Origin of the sequence: Amycolatopsis sp. CA-128772, assembly GCF_002904295.1 — a bacterium.
GTDB lineage: Bacteria > Actinomycetota > Actinomycetes > Mycobacteriales > Pseudonocardiaceae > Amycolatopsis.
The window spans coordinates 56,060-76,199 of sequence record NZ_PPHG01000019.1; the positions used below are offsets into that span (position 1 = coordinate 56,060).

General features: G+C 68.0%; 11 protein-coding genes. 2 read left to right on the top strand and 9 right to left on the bottom strand.

Going from position 1 to position 20,140, the window contains the following annotated elements:
* Positions 1 to 7: 7 nt before the first annotated feature.
* Positions 8 to 637 (bottom strand): TetR/AcrR family transcriptional regulator, encoded by a 630-nt coding sequence (locus tag C2L59_RS08220; protein WP_103348902.1) that lies wholly within the window; start codon positions 635 to 637, stop codon positions 8 to 10.
* Between the two features lie 162 nt (positions 638 to 799).
* Between C2L59_RS08220 and C2L59_RS08225 the strand changes: the two genes are divergently transcribed.
* On the top strand, positions 800 to 2,143 hold the full coding sequence (locus C2L59_RS08225) for an MFS transporter (RefSeq protein ID WP_103348903.1): 1,344 nt from the start codon (positions 800 to 802) through the stop codon (positions 2,141 to 2,143).
* Positions 2,144 to 2,253: 110 nt separating this feature from the next.
* On the opposite strand, the gene C2L59_RS08230 is transcribed toward C2L59_RS08225, so the two are convergent.
* The 8 genes from C2L59_RS08230 to C2L59_RS08265 form a co-directional block, all read right to left on the bottom strand.
* Positions 2,254 to 2,478 (bottom strand): hypothetical protein, encoded by a 225-nt coding sequence (locus C2L59_RS08230; RefSeq protein WP_103348904.1) that lies wholly within the window; start codon positions 2,476 to 2,478, stop codon positions 2,254 to 2,256.
* A 74-nt stretch (positions 2,479 to 2,552) separates the two neighbouring features.
* On the bottom strand, positions 2,553 to 5,645 hold the full coding sequence (locus C2L59_RS08235; RefSeq protein ID WP_199198975.1) for a ricin-type beta-trefoil lectin domain protein: 3,093 nt from the start codon (positions 5,643 to 5,645) through the stop codon (positions 2,553 to 2,555).
* Between the two features lie 144 nt (positions 5,646 to 5,789).
* Positions 5,790 to 5,999: an RICIN domain-containing protein gene (locus tag C2L59_RS08240; RefSeq protein WP_103348906.1), complete on the bottom strand. Its 210-nt coding sequence runs from the start codon at positions 5,997 to 5,999 to the stop codon at positions 5,790 to 5,792.
* A gap of 142 nt (positions 6,000 to 6,141) precedes the next feature.
* Positions 6,142 to 7,260, bottom strand: a complete 1,119-nt coding sequence (locus C2L59_RS08245; protein WP_103348907.1) for an SGNH/GDSL hydrolase family protein — start codon at positions 7,258 to 7,260, stop codon at positions 6,142 to 6,144.
* 34 nt (positions 7,261 to 7,294) lie between these two features.
* Positions 7,295 to 9,010, bottom strand: a complete 1,716-nt coding sequence (locus C2L59_RS08250; RefSeq protein ID WP_199198976.1) for a ricin-type beta-trefoil lectin domain protein — start codon at positions 9,008 to 9,010, stop codon at positions 7,295 to 7,297.
* A 559-nt stretch (positions 9,011 to 9,569) separates the two neighbouring features.
* Positions 9,570 to 12,350 carry a ricin-type beta-trefoil lectin domain protein gene (locus C2L59_RS08255; RefSeq protein WP_103348908.1) on the bottom strand — a complete coding sequence of 927 codons (2,781 nt, stop codon included), beginning with the start codon at positions 12,348 to 12,350 and terminating at the stop codon, positions 9,570 to 9,572.
* Between the two features lie 47 nt (positions 12,351 to 12,397).
* Positions 12,398 to 15,394, bottom strand: coding sequence for a lectin (locus C2L59_RS08260; protein WP_103348909.1), 2,997 nt, complete (start codon positions 15,392 to 15,394; stop codon positions 12,398 to 12,400).
* Positions 15,395 to 16,347: 953 nt separating this feature from the next.
* A complete protein-coding gene (locus C2L59_RS08265) occupies positions 16,348 to 18,417 on the bottom strand; it encodes a PQQ-dependent sugar dehydrogenase (RefSeq protein WP_103348910.1) in 2,070 nt (689 codons plus the stop codon).
* 168 nt (positions 18,418 to 18,585) lie between these two features.
* On the opposite strand from C2L59_RS08265, the gene C2L59_RS08270 reads away from it, so the two are divergent.
* Positions 18,586 to 20,140 (top strand): glycoside hydrolase family 2 protein (locus C2L59_RS08270; RefSeq protein ID WP_304485932.1); only part of this gene is annotated, 1,555 nt, incomplete at its 3' end.

Sequence of the window (20,140 nt, forward strand, 5' to 3'; positions counted from 1 at the left end):
GCTTCGGCTACATGAGGGTGGTCAGCAGCGAGCGGGCGAGCTCGCTGAGGTGGTCGGCCAGGATCTCGGGCGAGTCGGTCATGCCGCGGTGGAGCCAATCGATGACGACCTCGCTCACGCCGGCCACGAGCGCCAGCAAGACTCGCTCGAATCGCAGCCGGTCGCGTTGGCGGCCGACGACGCGGCGAACCAGGCGAGCGATGACTTCGGCGTCCTTGCGCAGCAGGCCGCGTCGCCGCAGCTCCATGCGTGGTGCGTTGATGTAGATGACGCGCGCGCGTGTCGGGTGCTCGAACAGCGTGGTGACGAGCGCCTGCATCATCGGTCGTAGTAGCTGTTCGAGGTCTTCGGGTCGCTTCGGCACCACAGCGGAGACTTCGGCCAGCAACCAGTCGTTCAGTTCGCGGTGGACGGTGATGAGCAGGTCGGCCCGGTCGGCGAAGTGCTCGTAGAAGTAGCGCTTCGCCACTTTCGCCGTTGCACAGACATCGGCTACCGTCACGTCGTCATAGCTGCGTGCGGCGAACAGTTCCACCGCCGCCTCGGTGATCCGGCTGCGCCGATCAGCGGTGCGCTCCTGCCGTGACTGTCCTGCGTAGGTCTCCCCGCGCTCAGTCTTGTCCTCGCGTTTTTCCACAGCATCCGTCCTTGCGCCGGTACGACACCCAAGCTTATCCCGAGGTCTTTCGTACCGCGCAACGGTTCAGGAACGTCTACGTTCCAGACTCTTGTGTGTCGCTGGGTGGCGATCCATACTGCTGGCTCAGTTCAGTGCAGAGCGCGCCGCCAGGAGGACTGCATGGCCACCGAGGATCAACGGCGGACAGCACTGGACCCGCTGCCGAGAGCAACGAGCCGGGCAGGATGGGTGCTCGCTCTGTTGTTCGCGGCCAACCTGCTCAACTTCTACGACCGCACCATCCCGTCCATCGTGGTGGAGCCGATCAAAGCCGAGTTCGGTCTGTCCGACGCCGAGATCGGTTTGATCAGCGCCGCTTTCACGATCGTGTACGCCGTCGTCGGCATCCCGCTCGGGCGGCTGGCCGACCGCCGATCGCGGAGGGTGATCCTGTCTGCCGGATTGGCGGTGTGGAGCCTGCTCACCGCGGTCACCGGGCTCGCCGGAGGCTTTGCGGCCTTGGTCGTTGTCAGGCTGCTGCTCGGCGTGGGGGAAGCCAGCTTCGCCCCGGCGACCAACTCCCTGGTGGCCGACCTCTATCCGCCGGATCGGAGAGCTCGGGCCACTGGGCTGTGGCAGCTGGGCTTGCCGGTCGGGCTGGTACTCGCGTTCTTCACCGTCGGTTCGATGACGGAAGCGTTCGGCAGCTGGCGAGCTGCCTTCTTCGTCGCGGCGGTGCCCGGTCTGGCTGTAGCGGGTGCGCTGGCGTTCATCCGCGAACCGGCACGAGGTGCGTCCGAATCCGCACCCGTGGCCACGGCCCAGGTGGGAACCCCGTTCCGCAGCCTGATGCGGGTGCCCACCTTGTGGTGGCTGGTGGTCGCGGGTCTCGGCTCCCAGATCGCCTCGTACGCGGTGGCGACCTTCAGCGTCCCGCTGTTCCAGCGGCACTTCGGCACCAGCCTGGCCGCCGGAGGCGCTTTCACCGGAGTCACGATCGGCGTTACCGGCTTGGTGGGGCTGACCCTCGGCGGTCGCATCGCCGACCGTGCCGGTCGGCGTTCACCCGCAGGCCGGGTGCTTACCGGCGCATATGGTCTTCTCGGGGCCGTGCCGCTGACCGCGGCGGCCTTCCTCGTCGACGCCTCGTTGCCCATCGTGTTCGTCGTCGTCTTTTCCGCGGGCTGGTTGTTGCAGTACCTCTACTTCACCGCCGCCTACCCGACCGTGGCCGATGTCGTCGAACCTCGCCTCCGCGGCACCGCCATGGCTCTGTACTTCGCTGCCTCGTACTTGCTCGGAGGCGCATTGGGGCCGCTGATGGCTGGTGCCCTGTCGGATCGCTTCGCCGCGTCGGCGCGAGACCTCGGAACCGAATCCGCAGCCGCGTACGGTCTGCATCTGAGCTTGGCGATCGTCATCCCTGTAGGCCTGCTGATCGCTGCGGTTGGCCTTTTCGTTGCCTCGAAATGTGTCGCGCGCGACCGGGAGAAAATGCGAAGCGCGCTGCGAGCCGCCAGGTGAGGAAAACCCGATCACGCGATGTCCCACCACCCGGATTCACAGCGCCGCGTCACCGCTGACCCATTCCCGCTGACCGGGCAACGGGCGCAGCCCTCCGGCCACGTCCGCCGTCATCCGGACGTACCACGGCGTGCCAGGCGTCGATCGACGAGGTGGTTGACCACGACTGCCGCGGCCAGCAGAACCAAACCGATCGGCAACCCGTAGCGTCGTTCCGCGACGAGCCGGACCGTGGTCGCTGTCACCAGCAGCAACCCGGCGACGATCCACGGCCATCGCTTGGGCCGCACTTCCGCCGGCACGGCTGAGCCGCGGGAATGATCGGGATCGGCCATCTTGTTCTCCCTGAGAGATGTCGCGCGATGACTGCTGCGGTAAAAGTCGATCAACGAGATCGGGTTCGCGTTGCTCAGACGGCGCCGCCTGGCTGAGTCCATTTTTGTCCTGGACTGCCGTTGCAGTCCCAGAGCTCAAGCTGAGTGCCGTTGACAGCCGAACCGCCAGGGTCGTCGACACAGCGTCCGGATGCGGAGTTGAGGAAACCACCGTCAAACGGTGTCCACTGCTGGTTCCGGAGCCCGGCGCAGTCGGACAGCTGCAATTTCGTCCCTCCGGACGTCCCTCCCGCAGCACTCTCCAGGCACTTCCCGAGGGAGCGCAATGAATGGTCGGAGTACACCGTCCACTGCTGGTTCGGCGCGGCGCCGGTGCAATCCCAGATGATCACCGGTGTGCCGTTGGCGACGTTACCCCCTTGGACGTCCGCGCACTTGCCCGCGATTCCCGACCTGACCGCACCGGAACTGCCGGGTGTCGCCGTGAACCCCGGTGCCGACCACCCTTGGTTGCGGCTGCCGTTGCAGTCCCACAGCTGCAGCTGGACGCCGTTGGCGGTGTTGTCGCCCGGAACGTCCAGGCACCGGCCGGATGTGGGATTGCGGTACGAGCCGTCGTAGGTCCGCCATTGCTGGTTTCCCGCGCCGGTGCAGCTCCAGAGCAAGACCTTGATGCCGTTTGACGTTCCGGCACCTGCTGCGTCGAGACACTTGCCGAAGGCCCGTAGCGAACCATCGGTGTAGGAGCTCCACTGCTGCGCCGCGGTCGAATTGCAGTCGTAGAGCGTGACCGGAGTTCCGTCGGCGGTGCCTGCTGCCTGGACGTCCAGGCACTTGCCGGTGACGGCGGAGTGCACCGCCCCGGTCGCGACGACAGCTGGGGGGATGGCGCCGGCCGCCCACGGTGCGGTGATGTTCCAGCTGGTGTCGGCCATGAACTGAGTGGTGGTGTCCTGTGCAGCCGGCGATTTCCCGGCGCCATCCTGCCCGGCCCAGACGGCTCCGTTGGCGAGCCGCAAGAATCTGCTCGGCCGGGACCAGGAGAGCAGGGACGTACCACTGCCGGGGTTGCCGGGGATGGGGCAGAAGGTGGCGTCCCCGGCGAACGTCGACGTGCCGTCGTAGTCGGCCCTGACAACCCGCGAGTTGCTCTGTCGCAGAAAGCTTCCCGGGTAGTTGTGGGACTCGAACGAGATGCACGAACCGCCGGCCAAGCCGGTACGAACGGTGAACGTCGAGTCCTGCTTGTCCAGGTCGGAACTTCCGCTGGTGATGACGGAAGCAGTGGCCACGCCGTTCTGGTGCCGGACGAACCGGTCGGTGGAACCGGTGGTGGTGGCCTGGATCGACACGCTTCCGTTGATCGGCAGGGAAACCTGCTGGCCGGCGAGGTCCCGTGACGCCGCGATCAGGCTCTGGTTCGCGGCCCGCACGGCCGACGGGTCGATCTTGACGACCTGCCGGTCGTACGTGGCGAAGCCGTTGCTCTCGGTTTCGACGTCGTAGGGTTCGGTGTACACAGCGGCGTTGAGACCCTTATGGACCATCAGTCCGGTCAGCGCCTTCGTCATGCCGAGAAACCTGTTGGTCAATGTGGCGGCGTCCGGCTCCATTTCGTAACCGAAGCCGCGACCCGCCTGGAATTCGTGGCCGCTGACGATAAGGCCGAGGCCGCCGTACTCACCGAGGACGTTGGCCCGGGGGCCCGTCGGTGGCGGCGAGTCGGGTCCGGTGTAAGTGTGGTAGTCCCAGACGTCGCCGTTGCCGCCGTCGGAAGCACCGCAGCAGTTCACCCCGCTCATGTTGTCCACGAGACGGCTGGGATCCCAGCTCTTGACGGTGGTCGCGACGCCGGCGGGGTCGAACGATCCCCAGCCTTCGTTCTGGTCTACCCACATGACGATCGACGGAGAATTGAGGTGCTGGCTGACGAGGTTGTGGAACTCGCTCAGCCACTGGTTTTGCGCTGCCGCGTCGGGTGGGTTGATCATCGCCGGCATGTCCTGCCACACCAGCATTCCCAGTTTGTCCGCCCAGTAGTACCAGCGTTGAGGCTCCACTTTGATGTGCTTGCGGATCAGGTTGAACCCCCAGCTCTTCTGGTGCTGGATGTCGGACCTGAGCGCGTCATCGGTCGGGGCGGTGTAGATGCCATCGGGCCAGAACCCCTGGTCGAGCATGCCGGTCTGGAACACGAAGTTGCCGTTCAGGACGATGCGGGGTACGCCGCCGACCGTCTTCAGGCCGATCGAACGCATGCCGAAGTAGCCGCCGACCGCGTCGCCGCCGCCGGCGCCGGTCAGCGTTACCGAGACGTTGTAGAGGAACGGGTCCTCAGGGCTCCACCAGTGCGGGTTCGGGATCGGCAGGTGGATCCGGCTGCCGATGCCGCCGGAGGCCGTGGCCACGACCGTTCCGCCGTCGGGCAGCGACGCGGCCACCTGCACGCCTTGACCGCCGGTACCGGCGCCACGCACGACGACGTCGAGAGCTTGGCCGGGAACGTCCGGGACCATCTCCAGGCTCGTGATGTGGGCGGGAGCGACCGGCTCGAGCCAGACGGTCTGCCAGATTCCCGAGGTGGCCGAGTAGAAGATCCCACCCGGTGAGGTGCGCTGCTTGCCGACCGCGCCGCTGCCCGCGTCGGTGGGGTCGTAGACGCCGACGATGATTTCGTTGGAGCCGGCGCGCAGGTAAGGCGTGATGTCGAACTGGAACGCGTCGTAGCCACCGGTGTGCGTACCGGCCTGGCTGCCGTTGACGTACACCGTCGCCTGCTGGTCGACCGCGCCGAAGTTGAGCAGCGTGCGGCGTCCGTTCCAGGCGGACGGCACGGTGAAGGATCTGCGATACCACATCCGGTCCAGATGACGCTGGATGCCCGACAGCGCCGACTCCGCCGGGTAGGGAACGTTGATCCGCTCCGGCAGCGTCTGGTTCACCGGAGGTGCTTGGCCGACCGAGGCGGTGCCGAACTGCCATTCACCGTTGAGGCTTTGCCAATCCGCGCGGGTCATCTGCGGCCGGGGGTATTCCGGCAACGGGTTGGCGATGTTCGCGGTGGCCGCGGCCGTCCACGGCGTCGTCATCGGCGCCGGTTTGACGGGGGCCGCGACGCTGGGAGGTGCCCCGGTCGTGAGGGTCACCGCCGTGGCGGTGACGACCACGCCGGCCAGGGCGGCCAGTCGGCGTAACCGCGGCCGTGCGGCTGGGAAGAGTCGCGCTCTGGTCGACGGCAAGGGAAGCTCCTCTGCGTGGCTGACAGTTGACGGGGCATGGTGGGGTCGGCACCGGGTGCCGACCGGCCGGGCTCAGGAGCGGAGTGTCCAGCGCTGGTTGGCGCCGCCGGTGCAGGCCCGGATCACCAGCTGCGTGCCAGGTGTGGTGGACGAGCCGGGATCGTCGAGGCACTTACCCGACTGCGGGTTGAGCACTGAGCCGTCGCCGCGGGGCTGCCAGGTCTGCGCGGCGCTGCCGTTGCAGTCGTACAGCTGAACCGGGGTGCCGTCGGCGGTACGCATAGAACACGGCTTGGGGGGGGCGACGGCCGGCGCGCCCGCCGGAGGTGCCACGGTCGCCGGGACCGTGGCTGGGGCGCAGTCACCGTGCACCCCAGCCCGAGGCTCTGTGGGTTTCCATCAGTCAACCGATCTGCTCGTGCGGTCAGGCGGCGTCGGCCGTCCACCTCTGGTTGGGGCCGCCGTTGCAGTCCCAGAGAACGAGCTGGGTGCCGTCGACGCCGGAGGAGGCGGGGTCGTCCAGGCATCGGCCCGATGCGGGGTTGCGGTAGCCGCCGGTGTAGGGCTGCCACTGCTGGTTGCTGCCTCCGTGGCAGTCCCAGATCGCCACCGGCGTTCCGTTCGCGGTGCCGTAGCCGGTGGCGTCGAGGCACTTGCCCAAGGCCTGCATGGTTCCGTCGGGGAAGTTGCTCCAAAGCTGGGCGATGGTGGCGTTGCAGCCCCAGATCTGCGCGATGGTGCCGTTGGCGGTGTTGCCGGCGTTGACGTCCAGGCACTTTCCGGCGATGCCCGAACGCACCGCGCGGCCGGCGGTGCCCGGTGGCTTGATCCATCCGGCGTTGTCGGCCGCCTGGATGCCCGCATCGAACGCGTCGGCCATTTTGCGGTAGCCGTTGTCGTTGGGGTGCAACGCATCGGAGAGGTCCGCGGCGGTCAGCGCGCTCATGTCGACGTAGCGGACGTGCCGGCCCGCGGCCTGTTCCTGTTGGACGATACCGGGGATGGCGGCGTTGAAGGGACCGCGCAGCGGTTCTTCGGTGGAACTGGTGGAGATGATCACCGAGCCGACCAGGACGGTCGCGTCCGGGGCCTCGCGGGTGATCTGGTCGAGCAGGGCGTGCAGCCGGTCCGGTGCCGTGGGCACCTGGTACTGCTGCCCGAGGTCGTTGGTGCCGATCTCCAGCGTGACGACGTTGGGCCGGTACCGGGCGAGGGTGTAGTCGGCGATGCCGGCGATCTGGTCGATGCGCCAGCCGGAGTGGCCCTCGTTGTCCGGATCGGCCATGTCGCCGTTGCGTCCGCTGCCGACCATGTCGACCGCGTGCCCCTCGGCCCGTAGCCGGTCGGAGAGGAACGCCCGGTAGCTGTTTCCCGTGCTGCTGCCGATTCCCCAGGTGATCGAGTCACCCAAGGGCAGCACCCGCAGCGTGGATGCTGCCGCCGTGGCTGCAGCAGGCATGCTTGCCGCCTCGGCCACCGCCGGCAGTGCGGCCGTGCACGCGAGTGCCGTGATCGTGACGCAGGCAGCTTTGAACCCGTTCATCTTCCGTCCTCCTGCTCGCGGTGAGCGACAATTCCTAAGTGGACAGTCCCCATTGCTGGTTGGCGGCCGCGGTGCAGTCCCAGATCTCCACCTGGGTGCCCCAGGTGGTGGACCACCCGGGCACGTCCAGGCACCGGGCGGACTGCGGGTTGAACAGTGATCCGTCCGGACGGGGCACCCAGACCTGCGCGCCGGTGCCGTTGCAGTCGTAGAGGCTCACCAGGGTGCCGTTGGTGGTGCCGCCGCCGTTGACGTCGAGGCACTTGCCGAGGACGTGCAGGGTGTTGCCGGCCCGGTCGGTGGTCCACTGCTGGGCGGCAGTGCCGTTGCAGGTCCAGAGCTGGATCGGGGTGGCGTTCGCGCTGCTCGCGTTGCGCGCGTCCAGGCACAGGCCCCCGTAGCCGCTTACGGCGCTGGGCTGGTGGTCGGACATGGTGATCTCGAGCGAGTGGCTGCCGCTCAGGGTGGCGGGCAGGAAGTGGTCGGACCGGGCGACGCCGTCGACTTTGAAGGAGGCGATGACGTTGCCGGAACCGCGCAGGGTGACGTCGAGGTTCGCTGCCCGGTAGCGCAGCCCGGACAGGGTCACCTCGCCCCAGCCCCACGGCAGCGTCGGTGTCCAGGTGATGCCGTCCGGGGTGAGGTTCATCCCGAACAGGCCGTCGTTCACCATCCGCAGGTAGGCCGTCGCCGACCAGGTCTGGTCCCGCACCGGTCCCCAGTGGCCGCCGGTTTGCCAGCCACCGTCCGGGGTACCGGAGAGGAAGTTGTAGATCTCGTAGAACCCGCCGCTCGTGTTGGCGAGTGCGGCCAGGGTGGTGGCTTCGGCGGCGAAGCGGGCCTGGTTGCCGGTTTTGGCTGCGGCTTCGGCCCAGTAGCCTTGGATCATCGGCCAGACGCTGACGTTGTGCCGGCCCGGCCGGTTGTCGTCGTAGCGGGGGAAGTGCGGGTACACGTCCACGATGCCGTGGGGCTGGACATGGGCGTTCTGCATGATCGATCGGGCCTGGTCGGTGCTCGCGATGCCGAAGAGGACGGCGAAGGAGAGGCCGGTGCCCTCTTCGGACGGATCCAGCGCGCCGGACGGGCCGCCGTCACCGTTGTGGATCAGGTAACCGTAGGTGCCTTTGGCGGGGATCCAGAAGTGCTGGTTGATGCTCGACTTCAGGGCGTCCGCCGCCGCGTTCTGGGCCGTGACTTCGGCGGCGGGCCGGGCGAGGGCGGATGCCATCAGGGCCGCGCTGCGGAATGCCGAGTAGTACAGCGTGTTGGTGCTCAACGTCATGAGCTTGTCGGTCGGGTAGGAGCCGACGAAGCCGCCTTTGCTTTCGGTGGCGTCGGCCGGCGGGGCCGGGTAGCCCGCGATCCCGTCGTTGAAGAACGACGGGCCTTGGAACAGGCCGTAGGTCGAGTTGAAGTTCGCGCTCTTGCGTGCGTTCAGAGTGTTGACGGCGGTCTGGTACGCGTTGGCCAGGAAGGTTCGGTCGCCGGTGACCAGGTAGTGGTTCCAGGCGGCGGTCAACCACACGACCTGGTCCCACCACTGGTCGTCTTGCTGGAGTATCAACTGGCCGTCGGCCTGCCTGCGGACCACCGACCACAGGGTGTTCGCGGCGGTGGCGGGATCGAGCAGGCTCGCCGCGTTCCAGGAGTTGACCGATGCGTCCCTGGTCCACGGCTGCGGGTATTCGGCGCCCGCCCGCAGGAAGGTTCCCGGAGGATCGGTCAGCAGGCCCGACTGGTTGTACACGGCCGGGTCGTAGCGGACGGTGTTGACGTCGAGGACATTGCTCAGTGCCTTCGTGAATGCGGCGCCCAGCGTCGATTGTGCGCTCGCGTCGGCGAATCGCAGGGCGGGCCGACTGGCTGCGACGGACGCGGGTTGAGCGATCTGCGGTGTTCGGTCGAGTGGGGAACCGGAAGCCACGCCAGGTGCCAGCGAAGCGGTCAAGGCGAGGCAGCACGCGGTCCGTTGCCAGCGCCGAGCTGCATCACGGCGATGTGTGTGCATGGACAGCTCCAACTTTGACAACGTTGTCGGTCAATGCGCTCGGCCCTCGGCTGCCATCGAGGTGAATGAGGAGTAGCAGCGAAGGAGAGCGCTCTCCAGTTCAGTTTCACTCCGCCTGCGGCGGGTGTCAATCGTCACCGTGAATTTGCTCTTCACCCGACAAAGCATGTCCGGGAAACGCGAATTCGCTGCGGCAAGAATGGCTCGTCAGAGCCGTTCACGGGTGCCATTGCGACCACGGCGGGAGCGGCGGCGCTGAGCCGCTCCCGCCGTGGCGGCGAGCGTGGTCGCTGACTATCTAACTACGCGACCACTTCTGATTCGAGGCGCCGTTGCACGTCCAGATGACGAACGGAGTGCCGTTGGCCGTGCCGTGGCCGGTCACGTCGAGGCACTTGCCGGATCCGACGTTGACGACCGCGCCGCTCGCTTGGACGCGCCACTGCTGTGTGGCGGTCCCGGTGCAGTCGTAGATCTGGACGGTCGTGCCGTCGGCGGTGCCGCCGCCGGCTGTCTCGAGGCACTTGGTGTCGAACACCTTGAGCTGGTTGGTCGTGGTGGACGTCCAGGCCTGGTTGTTGCCGTTGTTGCAGTCCCATAGCGCCGGAATGGTGCCGTTGGCTTGGTTCGCCGCGGGGACGTCGGCGCACTTGCCCGACTCCTGGGCTTTGAGGATGCCGACAGTGTCGGCGCGGGCCCATTTCTGGTTCGCGCCACCGTTGCAGCCCCAGATCACCAGCGCGGTGCCGTTGGTGGTGCTGTGCCCGGTCGCGTCGAGGCACTTGCCCGACCCGGTGTTGACGACCGAACCGTCGGCGTTGACCGTCCACTGCTGGGCGGCGGTGTTGTTGCAGCTGTAGATCTGCACCGGTGTCCCGTCGGCGGTGCCGCCGCCGCGGACGTCGAGGCACTTCGTGCCGTAGACGGTCAGCTGCTTGGCCGGGGTCGCCGTCCAGCTCTGGTTGGCGCCGCCGGTGCAGTCCCACAGCGCCACGGCGGTGCCGTCGGCCTGGCTCCCGGCCGGCACGTCGGCGCACAGCCCGGACTCCTGGCCCTTGAGAATCCCTCCGAAGTTGCCGTCGGCGTTCGGGGTGACGCTGAAGTTGTCGAAGAGGTTCGTCTGGTAGCCGACGACCCCGACTCCGACGAGCCCGGTGGTGAACGCCGTGTCGGTGACGGTACCGAGCGTCGCACCGTCGAGGATCGCGGTGATCCGGTTCCCGCTGAAGCCGAGCTTGATGTTGTGCCAGGTGTTGAGGCCCAGCGCCGCGTGGGAGCCGGAGGCGAGCGTGGTGAGCACGCCGCCGCTGCTGTTCTTCGCGATGGACCACGAGCCGGTGTCGGCGATGCGCAGCTGGTAGGCGGCCTGGTGGCTCTGCGGCCGGTTCTGGGTGTTGGCCCGGCCGAGCAGGGTGACGGTGCCGGCCTGTTGCATGTCGACGTCGGTGCTGACGGTGTAGTTACTCCACTGTGGATCGCCGACGAGGGTGAAGGCGTCGCTGTCGTCCTGCCAGTTGATCGGCCGGACGGGAGCGACCTGCTGGAGGCACTGCCCGCCTCGTCCGGCCGCGCACGGGCGGACTTCGTACGAGCCCTGCATGTCGGAGAAGTACTTCGCGGCGCTGCGGGAGGGGTAGCCGTCGAAGTTGTCGGAGTAGGGCAGGGCGAGGTTCCCGGCTGGGGGACTGGTCGCGGTGCCCTTGCCCTGGCCGGTGGTCGTGGTGACCGTGTAGATCCGGTTCGGCTGCAAGGTCAGGGAATACGACCCCGACGCCGGGGTCACGTCGGCCTGCTTCACGAAGTAGTCGGCCGGGTTCGACGAGCCGAGATCGGTGGACCAGACGTGCACGGTGCCGCTGTTCAGCCCACCCGAGGCGGTGACGTTCACGGTCTGGGCGGCCGTCGCACTGGTGGTCTCGTAGATCGTCGAGTAGTCGCTGTTGTTGGCGGACTTCAGGGAGATGTAGCTGCCGTTGGCGCGGTTGCCGCCGAGGTAGCCGCTGGCCGAGCCGGTGAGGAACTTCCAGCCGGGCTGAGTGAACTGGGCGACCTGCGCGTTGGCCCACAGGTTCTTACCGAGCGCGTAGGTGCCCGACCAGGGGGTGTTCGCGGTCGCCAGCCCGACGGTGTTGTACGGCAGATTCGAGTACAGCGCGGCGATCAGTGGCCAGTTCATGAACCCGGTCATCTGGCCGTCGAGGTAGCCTCGCGTGATGGTCCGGATGTAGGCGGCCGAACCGGTGTTGAAGTCCTGTGAGCCGAATTCACTGGCCCACAGGGGTTTCCCGGTGGCGACGGCGTTCGTGGTCGAGGAGCAGGTGGTCGCGTCGGAGAGGTAGCCGCACGGGTAGTGCGAGCCGACGACGCCGACCGCGTTGTTGAAGGCGGGATCGGCGAGCATGTCGTCGGCGGTGTTCCAGCCGCTGTCGTCGCCGACGATCTGCACGGAACCGTAGCCGCGGGAATTCAGCGCCGCGCGCAGGTTCTTGTACCAGGTCTTGTCGTGGCCGCGTTCGTTCCAGCCGCCGAGGTAGCTGATCGTCAGGCCGTGTTGCTTCGCGCAGTCGAGCCAGGAGATGTCGTAGTCGATCATGTCCTGGGACCAGAAGTTCCCGCCGCCGATCCAGCCCGGCGCGGCCCAGGGCAGCGCCACCAGCTTGATCCCCGGGTTGCGGGCGACGGCCTGTTCGCCGAGCCAGAATTCGTAGCCGGCGTTGCAGTTGATGTCGCCGCGCACGTGCTGGTGGCTGGGTTCGGAGCCGTCGGTGGAGTTCGCGTCGCCGCCGATCTCGAGTTTCAGCAACTGCACGGCGGCGCCGTAGCCGGGCTTGAACAGGTAATCGAGGATCTGTGATCGTTGGGCCGGTGGGTAGTCGATCAGCAAGCGGGAGTTGCCCCCGCCGCCGCTGATCGCCCCGACACCGTCGAAGGTGCGGCCGGTGCTGCCGCCGTTGACGGCGATCGTGGTGGCCGCGCCGGCGGGCGCGGCGGTCACCACCAGTGTCGCGGTGGCGAGCAGGGTGGAGAGGAGCAGGAAGAGGAGCCGGCGCAGCGTGGAGCCGCGGCGTTGCGGACGCATGGAGGATCTCCTTCGGAACTTCATCGGGGGAGGGGACGGAAGGATGCTCAGGACGACGGCAGGGTCCACTGCTGGTTGGTGCCACCGGTGCAGTCCCAGATGACCAGCTGCGTGCCGTCGGTCGTGCTGGTGCCGGGATCGTCGAGGCACTTGCCGGACGCTGGGTTCACCAGCGTTCCGTTCGCGGGCGTCCACTGCTGGTTGGCGCCGCCGGTGCAGTCCCACAGCACGGCCGCGGTGCCGTTGGCGGTGCCGCCGCCGGTGACGTCGACGCAGCGGTTGTACAGGCGCAGGGTGCCGTCGCCGGGGATGTGGACCGACTGGGCGGACGAACCGTTGCAGGTCCAGATCTGGATCCGGTTCCCATTGGTCGTGGCGGCGGTGTTGTCGTCCAGGCACTTGCCCGCGCCGACCGACGTGACGGCTCCGGTCCGGGTCTTCGGCAGGGTCCAGCGCTGGTTGGCGGCACCGGTGCAGTCCCAGATCACCAGCTGCGTCCCGTTGGCGGTACTGCCGCCGGGATCGTCGAGGCAGCGCCCCGAGGCCGGGTTGCGCAGCGCACCGGTACCGGGCTGGGAGACCCATTGCTGCCCGTTGCCCAGGTTGCAGTCCCAGAGCTGCACCGGGGTGTTGTTGGCGGTGCCACCGGCGCTGATGTCGAGGCACTTGCCGAACAGCATCACGGTGCCGTCACCGGGCACGGTCCAGCGCTGCGCGGCGGTGTTGTTGCAGTCGTAGATCTGCGCGTGAGTGCCGTTGGCGCTGCTGCCGCCCGCATCGTCGAGGCACTTCCCGGCGATCCCCGAGGTGATCGGACCGGTCGGGCCGATCACCGTGGCCGGCGGCTGCGCGCCGCCATCACCTCCGTAGGACGGCGGCGCCGACGAAGAGCCGCTGGCCCACGACGTGTTGGCGGTCGTGCCCAGCGTCAGGTTCAGCGTGCCGCCGTTGAGCGCGAAACCGGACGGTACGTAGGCGTTGTTCCACGTCGCGCCGTTGAGGGCGGCGCTCTGCACGTAGGGCGCGTCGGCCGAGGCTTGCGGGGCGTTGATCGCCATGGTGGCGCCGCTGGCCAGGGTGACGGCGACCGACGGGAACAGGGGGCTGCCGATGACCAGGTCCGAGGTGCCCGGCGTCATCGGGAACAGACCCATCGCCGACCACACGTACCAGGCGCTCATCGTGCCGAGGTCGTCGTTGCCGACGCTCCAGTTCGCCGGCGAGTTCGGCCACATCTGGTTCTGGACCTGCCGGACGATCCGCTGCGTCTTCCACGGCTGCCCGAGGTAGGCGTACTCCCACGGCAGCTCGATCGAGGGCTCGTTGCCGAGGTCGGCGTGCGTCCCGCCCGCGCCGTGCAGGTCCGACAAAACGCTGTCGAGGTAGCCGGTCAGCTTCGCGGTACCGCCCATCGCGTCGGCCAGGCCGCGGACGTTGAACGGGACCATGCCGGTGTACTGCCACGACGTGCCTTCGACGAACTGGTCACCGCTCGCGGGGTCGAACCCGCCGCGCCAGGCCCCGTTCTTCAGCTTCGGCTGCATGAAGCCGGTGGCCGGGTTCAGGCCATTGCGCCAGTTCTGCGCCCGGTTGACGAACTGGCTCTTCGCCGCCGTGTCGCCCAGCGCCCCGGCGAACGCGCCGATCGCGAAGTCCGTAGTCGAGTACTCGAGCAGTGTCGCGACCGAGCCGTAGAACCCGTACGGGTACTGGGCGTCGGAGGGCAGGTAGCCGTAGTTGGACAGGTACTCCAGCCCCGTCCGGATCGCGTTGGGGACCGTTCCCTGTGCGACCATGGCCTTCTTCGCCGCCGTGGTGTCGAAGTTGCGGCCGCCGAAGGCGTAGTAGTCGGCGATGATGGTCGGCGCGGAGTCGCCGTTCATCACGTAGGTGTCGTATTCGTTGAGCGACCACTTGGGCAGCGTGCCGCCCTGGGCGTAGTCGTTGACCAGGGACTGGGCGCTGTCCCCGGCCTGCCGTGGCGCCACGAGGGCCATCAGCTGCGCTTGCGAGCGGTAGATGTCCCATCCGGAGAAGTTGCCGTACTGCGCGCCCTGACCGCCGGAGACGGAGTGCACCTGGTGGTCGAAACCCCGGTAGCGCCCGTCGGCGTCGCTGACCACGTTGGGGTGCAGCAGCGCGTGGTAGAGCGCGGTGTAGAACACCGTCTGCTGGTCGGTGCTTCCGCCGGAGATCTGGACCCGGCGCAGCAGCGCGTTCCAGGAATCCTTGGTCGCCTGCCGGGTCCCGGCGAAGTCCCAGCCCCCGTTTTCCACCGCGAGGTTGGCCCGCGCGCCCTCGGCCGAGACGTAGGACAAGCCGACCTTCGCCTGCACCGTCCGGTTCGCCGAGGCGTCGAAGGTGACCGAGCCGCCGTTGGTGAACGTGCCGTTCGAGGTGAACGGCCGGTCGAAGAGCATGGTGAAGTACAGGGTGTAGGTGGGGCTGGAGGCGCAGAAGTGTCCGGAGGTCACGGAGCCGCGGACTTCGGTGGGGCTGACAGTGGTGAAGGCGATGCCTGTGGTGGAGGTGGCGGCGGCGCCCAGCTTGAACAGCAGGTTGGCCTGGCCGGTCGCCGGGAAGGTGAAACGCGCCATGCCGGTCCGGGTCGTCGCGGTGAGTTCCGTTTTGACGCCGTTTCCGAGGGAGACGGTGTAGGCGCCCGCACTCGCTGATTCCGAGCTGTGGGAGAAGCCTGAGGTGGCCGAGCCGTCGACGGCACCGATGGTCGGCAGGATCGGAATATCGGCCATCGCGTTGCAGCCCGGGCCCGACAGGTGCGTCAGGCTGAAGCCGGTGATGGTGCTGTCGCTGTAGGCGTAGTTGCCGCCGGGCGGCCGGGAAGGCGTGTCAGGACTCCATTGCACCATTCCGAAGGGCGCGTCGGCGCCGGGGAAGGTGTTGCCCTCGTGGGACGTGCCCAGGAAGGGGTTGACCAATGCCGCGGGATCCGCCACTGCGGCCGCGACGGGAGCCGTGGTGGCGGTCAACGAGCCGAGCAGGAGTGAGGACAGGACGAAGAGACGACTCCAGTGTCTTCCCATTGCGTCTCCAAGATCGAAAGGCCGCAGTTCCGGGCAACGGCGCGGCAGAGGCCTCCGGGTGTTCCCTAGAGTGGCGATGGATAGCCCATCCGAGGCGCCCGGTTTTTGCGCCGGTGGTGCACGGTCGTTCCGACAGCTGGGGTGATCAACCGCAACGGACGTCCGTGATTAACAGCACAGTACCGCGCTGCCGCAAAGTCAAGTTCGCGCTGTAATGCTGTCTTGTCCTTGGCCTTGTTTACGGATGCAACAGGATGCGTCATTGATGGGTCGATCATTCCGGTCGACGTTCGTGGCGGTCGCCAATGGGCCTCGGTAATCCATTACTGTGAGGCTGGACGCTGCGCGAAATTGAGCTTGGTAGCCGCTGGAAGTCTGGCAAGGAAATCGGTGAAGTTCACGGAGATTGCGACCCTCGTGGCCGTGGGTGCGAGATTTCCTGTTGCCGAATCGGCAGTCGTGACCTTCAAGGAGACTCGCTCGGAGAAGTAGTGGAAGCTCCGTCTTGGCGAGGATGTCTCCGTCGACGGGGGAGCCGGAACGGTCTGTCGACAGTCGTCGGGGCCATGTCGTCTCCGGAGCGCGCTCATCAATGAACTCGGACTAGCAGTATGAGGCAGCCGCCGCCGCTACACAAGAGTCTGGAACGCGTACGTTCCGTATTGTGGACGCGAACACGTGGTCCGGGCCGCTCGACCGATCAGCTTGGCGTCTCTCTCTCGCAAGGATCCTTGCGAGAGAGACTGGGCGCGGCGAGGACCTGCCCTAAGCCGTCTCGGCGGCAGCGCGCCGCTGACCGGTGGCCCAGGCGTCCGCCACGCCCGTTGCCGCCGGCTTCCTGACGTGGCGGCCACTGTAGGTGCCAGGTTTTCGCTGGAGTTAGGAACGCCGATGTTCCGTACAGTCCCCTCTGTAACGCACAGCCGCGTTCCGGACGATCGCTGGAGACCGGGCTATCCGCCCAGCGTGACGTGGAAGATCTTCTCGTCGCTGTTGTCGGGGATGCTGTCCTTGTCGCCGTTGTTGGTCGTGGTCAGCCACAGGCCGCCGTCGGGGGCGGGTTCCACCGTGCGCAGCCGCCCGTAGGTGCCGTTGAAGTAGGCCTGGACGTTCGTCAGGTCGCTGCCGCTGATCACTTCGCGGTACATCCGGGTGCCGCGTTCGCAGGCGACGTAGAGCACGTCGTGGACGATGGCGATGCCGGAGCAGGAGCCGTCCGCCGTCGGGTAGGTGCGCTTGGGTGCGATGAAACCGGCGGTGCCGCACGTCCCGGACGTGCCTTCGCAGGCAGGCCAGCCGTAGTTGCCGCCCTTGGTGATCAGGTTGGTCTCGTCCATGATCGCGTTGCCGAACTCCTGCTCCCACAACCGGCCCTGGGAGTCGAACGCGAGGCCTTGCGGGTTGCGGTGGCCGTAGCTCCACACGGCGTTGCCGAACGGGTTGTCCGACGGCACGCTGCCGTCCGGGTTCAGACGCAGGACCTTGCCGTTGAGGCTGGCCTTGTTCTGCGCGTTGTCGCCGTTCTGGGCGTCGCCGGTGCTGGCGTAGAGCTTGCCGTCCGGCCCGAAGCGCAGGCGGCCGCCGTTGTGGAACTTGTTGCGCAGCAACCCGCTGAGCAGGACCTGCTCGGTGCCGAGCCGGTCGTTCTCCAGCTTGATCCGCACGATCCGGTTGTCGGTCGGTGACGTGTGCATGATGTAGAGCCAGTGGTCACTGGAGAAACTCGTCGAGACGGCCAAGCCGAGCAGCCCGCCTTCGCCGTCGGTGTTGTCGACGCCGGAGACCGTGCCCACGGACGTCTTAGCCCCGGTGGCCGGGTTCAGGTGGACGATGTCGTGGGCGTCGCGCCGGGTGTAGAGGATCGTGCCGTCCGGCAGCGTCACCAGGCCCCACGGGATGTCGGTGTCGGTCGCGAGCTGCGTCACCGCGCAGACCGAGGCGCCGCAGGCCGCGCCGGTGGTGACGGTCGTGGACGCGCTGGGCGCCGACACGTTCGCCTGCGCGTCGCGCGCGACGACGTAGTACGAGTAGCTCGTGTTCGCCGCCAGCCCGCTGTCGACGAAGGTGGTCGCGGGCGGGGCGGTGGCAGTCCCGGTGACGGTGCCGACCTTCGCGCCGCCGCGGTAGACGTCGTAGGCGCGGACGCCGATGTTGTCGGTGGCGGCGGTCCAGTTCAGGGTCACCGTGGTGCCGGACGCGCTGCCGGTCAGCTTCGTGGGCGCGGTCGGCGCCTGGGTGTCCGGCTGGCACTGCGGCGGCGTGATCGGCACCGTGGCGCTGGCCTGCGAGACGTTGCCCGCGGCGTCCCGCGCGTTGACGTACAGGCCCCAGGTCACCCCGCCGACCACGGTCAGGCTGGTCGACAGGGTGCTCCCGCTCACCGACTTCATGAGCTGGCCGTCGTGGTAGACGTCGTAGAACGCGACGCCCACGTTGTCGGTGGCGGCGTTCCACGAGAACGTCACGGCGTCGCAGACCAGATCGCTCACCCGCGGGTTGCCCGGCACGCTCGGCGGCTGGGCGTCGCCGAGGGCGGTGCGCCACTTCTGATTGCCCCCGCCGGTGCAGGTGTACAGCCCGACGAGGGTGCTGTTCGCGGTGCCCGCGCCGGTGACGTCCAGGCAGAGGCCGGACTGCACGCCGGTGATGGTGCCGTCGGCGGTGATCCGCCACTTCTGGTTGCCGCCGCCGTTGCAGGGGTAGATCTGGGCGTCGGCCGGGGAAGTGGTGCTCGCGCCGGCGACGTCGAGGCACATCGCGGCGTCGTACACCCGCAGCTCGCCGGCAGGGGTGAACGTCCACGCCTGGTTGGCTTGGCCGTTGCAGTCGTAGATGTTGACGCGCGTCTTGGCCGCGGTGCTGTTGCCGACGACGTCGAGGCAGCGCCCGGAGGCCACGCCGACCACGGTCGAGCCGGTGGCGGCGGTCGCGGTGGTGGCGGTGGGCGCGACCAGCGCGGCGGCGGCGACCACCGCGGTCAGGACGCCGAGGCGCAGTCGCCGGCGGGTGCTCGAGGAGAACATTCTCCTACCTTTCGCGGGGGATCGGCCGGAGTCAGCGGGATGTCGAGTAGCCGCACCACTGTGGTGGGACGACGATCGGACGTCAAGACTTGTCCGGCTGCTTGTCCGCTTGGTCGACGATAACCGTTGTACGGTGTTTCATATATCAGATCGGGTCTAGGAGGCCTGGTGGAGTTCTCCCGTCGTCGGGCTCTGGCGATCAGCGCGGCCGGCGTGGCCGCGGCGGGATTGCCGACGTCCGCCGCCGCTTCGGCGGCCGAGGCCCGTGCGGCGCTCGCCGGTCCGGCGACCGAGACCATGCTGCTCACCGGCAGCGACGCCGACCACCCGGTCGACTGGGACTTCCAGGTCACGGCCGGTCGCCGCGCGGGGGAGTGGAGCACGATCCCGACGCCGTCGAACTGGGAGTGCCACGGCTTCGGCAGCTACCACTACGGCGGGGACCTCGTCCCGGCGGAGAAGGGAAACTACCGCCACTCGTTCACGCCGCCGGCGTCCTGGGCCGGGCGCCGGATCTTCCTGGTGTTCGAGGCCGCCATGACCGACGCCGACGTGCGGGTCAACGGCGTCTCCGCCGGGCCGGTGCACCAAGGCGGCTTCTGCCGCTTCCGCTACGACGTGACGGATCTGCTGCGGCTCGGCGAGCCGAACCTACTGGAAGCGACCGTCAGCAAGGAATCGGCCGACAACTCCGTGAACGACGCCGAGCGCCGCGGCGACTTCTGGAACTTCGGCGGGATCTTCCGCCCGGTGACGCTGGAGGCCTATCCGGCCGCCCGGATCGACCGCGTCGCGATCGACGCCCGCGCGGACGGGACGTTCGCCGCCCACGTCACGCTCGCCGGGCTGACCGCGGCGGCCCGGCTGACCGCGCAGCTGCGCCGGCTCGACGGTACGGCCGTCGGCGGCGCCTTCTCGGTCGCCGTCGCGAGCGGGGCCACCGGCGCGATCGTGACGACGACCGCGGACCGGCCTCCCTTGTGGACAGCCGAAACGCCGAACCTCCACCAGGTCGAACTGACACTCGTGGACTCCGGCGGGACGCCGTCGCACAGCACCGTCGAGCGCTTCGGGTTCCGCACGGTCGAGGTCCGGACCGGTGACGGCGTCTACGTCAACGGGAAGCGGATCGTCCTCAAAGGAGCGAACCGCCACACGTTCTGGCCGACCTCCGGCCGGGCCTCGAGCCCGCGCCTCGCCCGGCTGGACATCGGGCTGATGAAGGACATGAACATGAACGCCGTCCGGATGTCGCACTACCCCCCGGACGCGTACTTCCTCGACCTCTGCGACGAGCTCGGGCTCTACGTCCTGGACGAGCTGACCGGCTGGCAGCACCACTACGACGAAGGCGTCGGCGCACCACTGGTCGAGGCGCTGGTGGAGCGCGACGTCAACCACCCGTCGATCCTGTTCTGGGACAACGGGAACGAGGGTGGCTGGAACACCGCGCTGGACGACGACTTTGCGCAGTACGACCCGCAGCGGCGGGCCGTGCTGCACCCCTGGACGACGTTCAGCGGCGTCGACACGAGCCACTACCAGACCTACAGCAGCACCGCGAGCAAGGCCGCCGGCCCCGCGATCTTCATGCCGACCGAGTTCCTGCACGGCCTCTACGACGGCGGCGCCGGGGCCGGCTTGAACGACTACTGGAAGCTGATGGGCGGGTCGCAGCGTTCGGCGGGCGGGTTCATCTGGGCGCTCGTCGACGAAAGCGTCG

Bases quoted from the DNA above. Each gene is read 5' to 3' on its own strand.
- C2L59_RS08245 (WP_103348907.1), bottom strand. From the start codon at position 7,260: ATGAACGGGTTCAAAGCTGCCTGCGTCACGATCACGGCACTCGCGTGC.
- C2L59_RS08255 (WP_103348908.1), bottom strand. From the start codon at position 12,350: ATGCGTCCGCAACGCCGCGGCTCCACGCTGCGCCGGCTCCTCTTCCTG.
- C2L59_RS08265 (WP_103348910.1), bottom strand. From the start codon at position 18,417: ATGTTCTCCTCGAGCACCCGCCGGCGACTGCGCCTCGGCGTCCTGACC.
- C2L59_RS08230 (WP_103348904.1), bottom strand. From the start codon at position 2,478: ATGGCCGATCCCGATCATTCCCGCGGCTCAGCCGTGCCGGCGGAAGTG.
- C2L59_RS08260 (WP_103348909.1), bottom strand. From the start codon at position 15,394: ATGGGAAGACACTGGAGTCGTCTCTTCGTCCTGTCCTCACTCCTGCTC.
- C2L59_RS08240 (WP_103348906.1), bottom strand. From the start codon at position 5,999: ATGCGTACCGCCGACGGCACCCCGGTTCAGCTGTACGACTGCAACGGC.
- C2L59_RS08225 (WP_103348903.1), top strand. From the start codon at position 800: ATGGCCACCGAGGATCAACGGCGGACAGCACTGGACCCGCTGCCGAGA.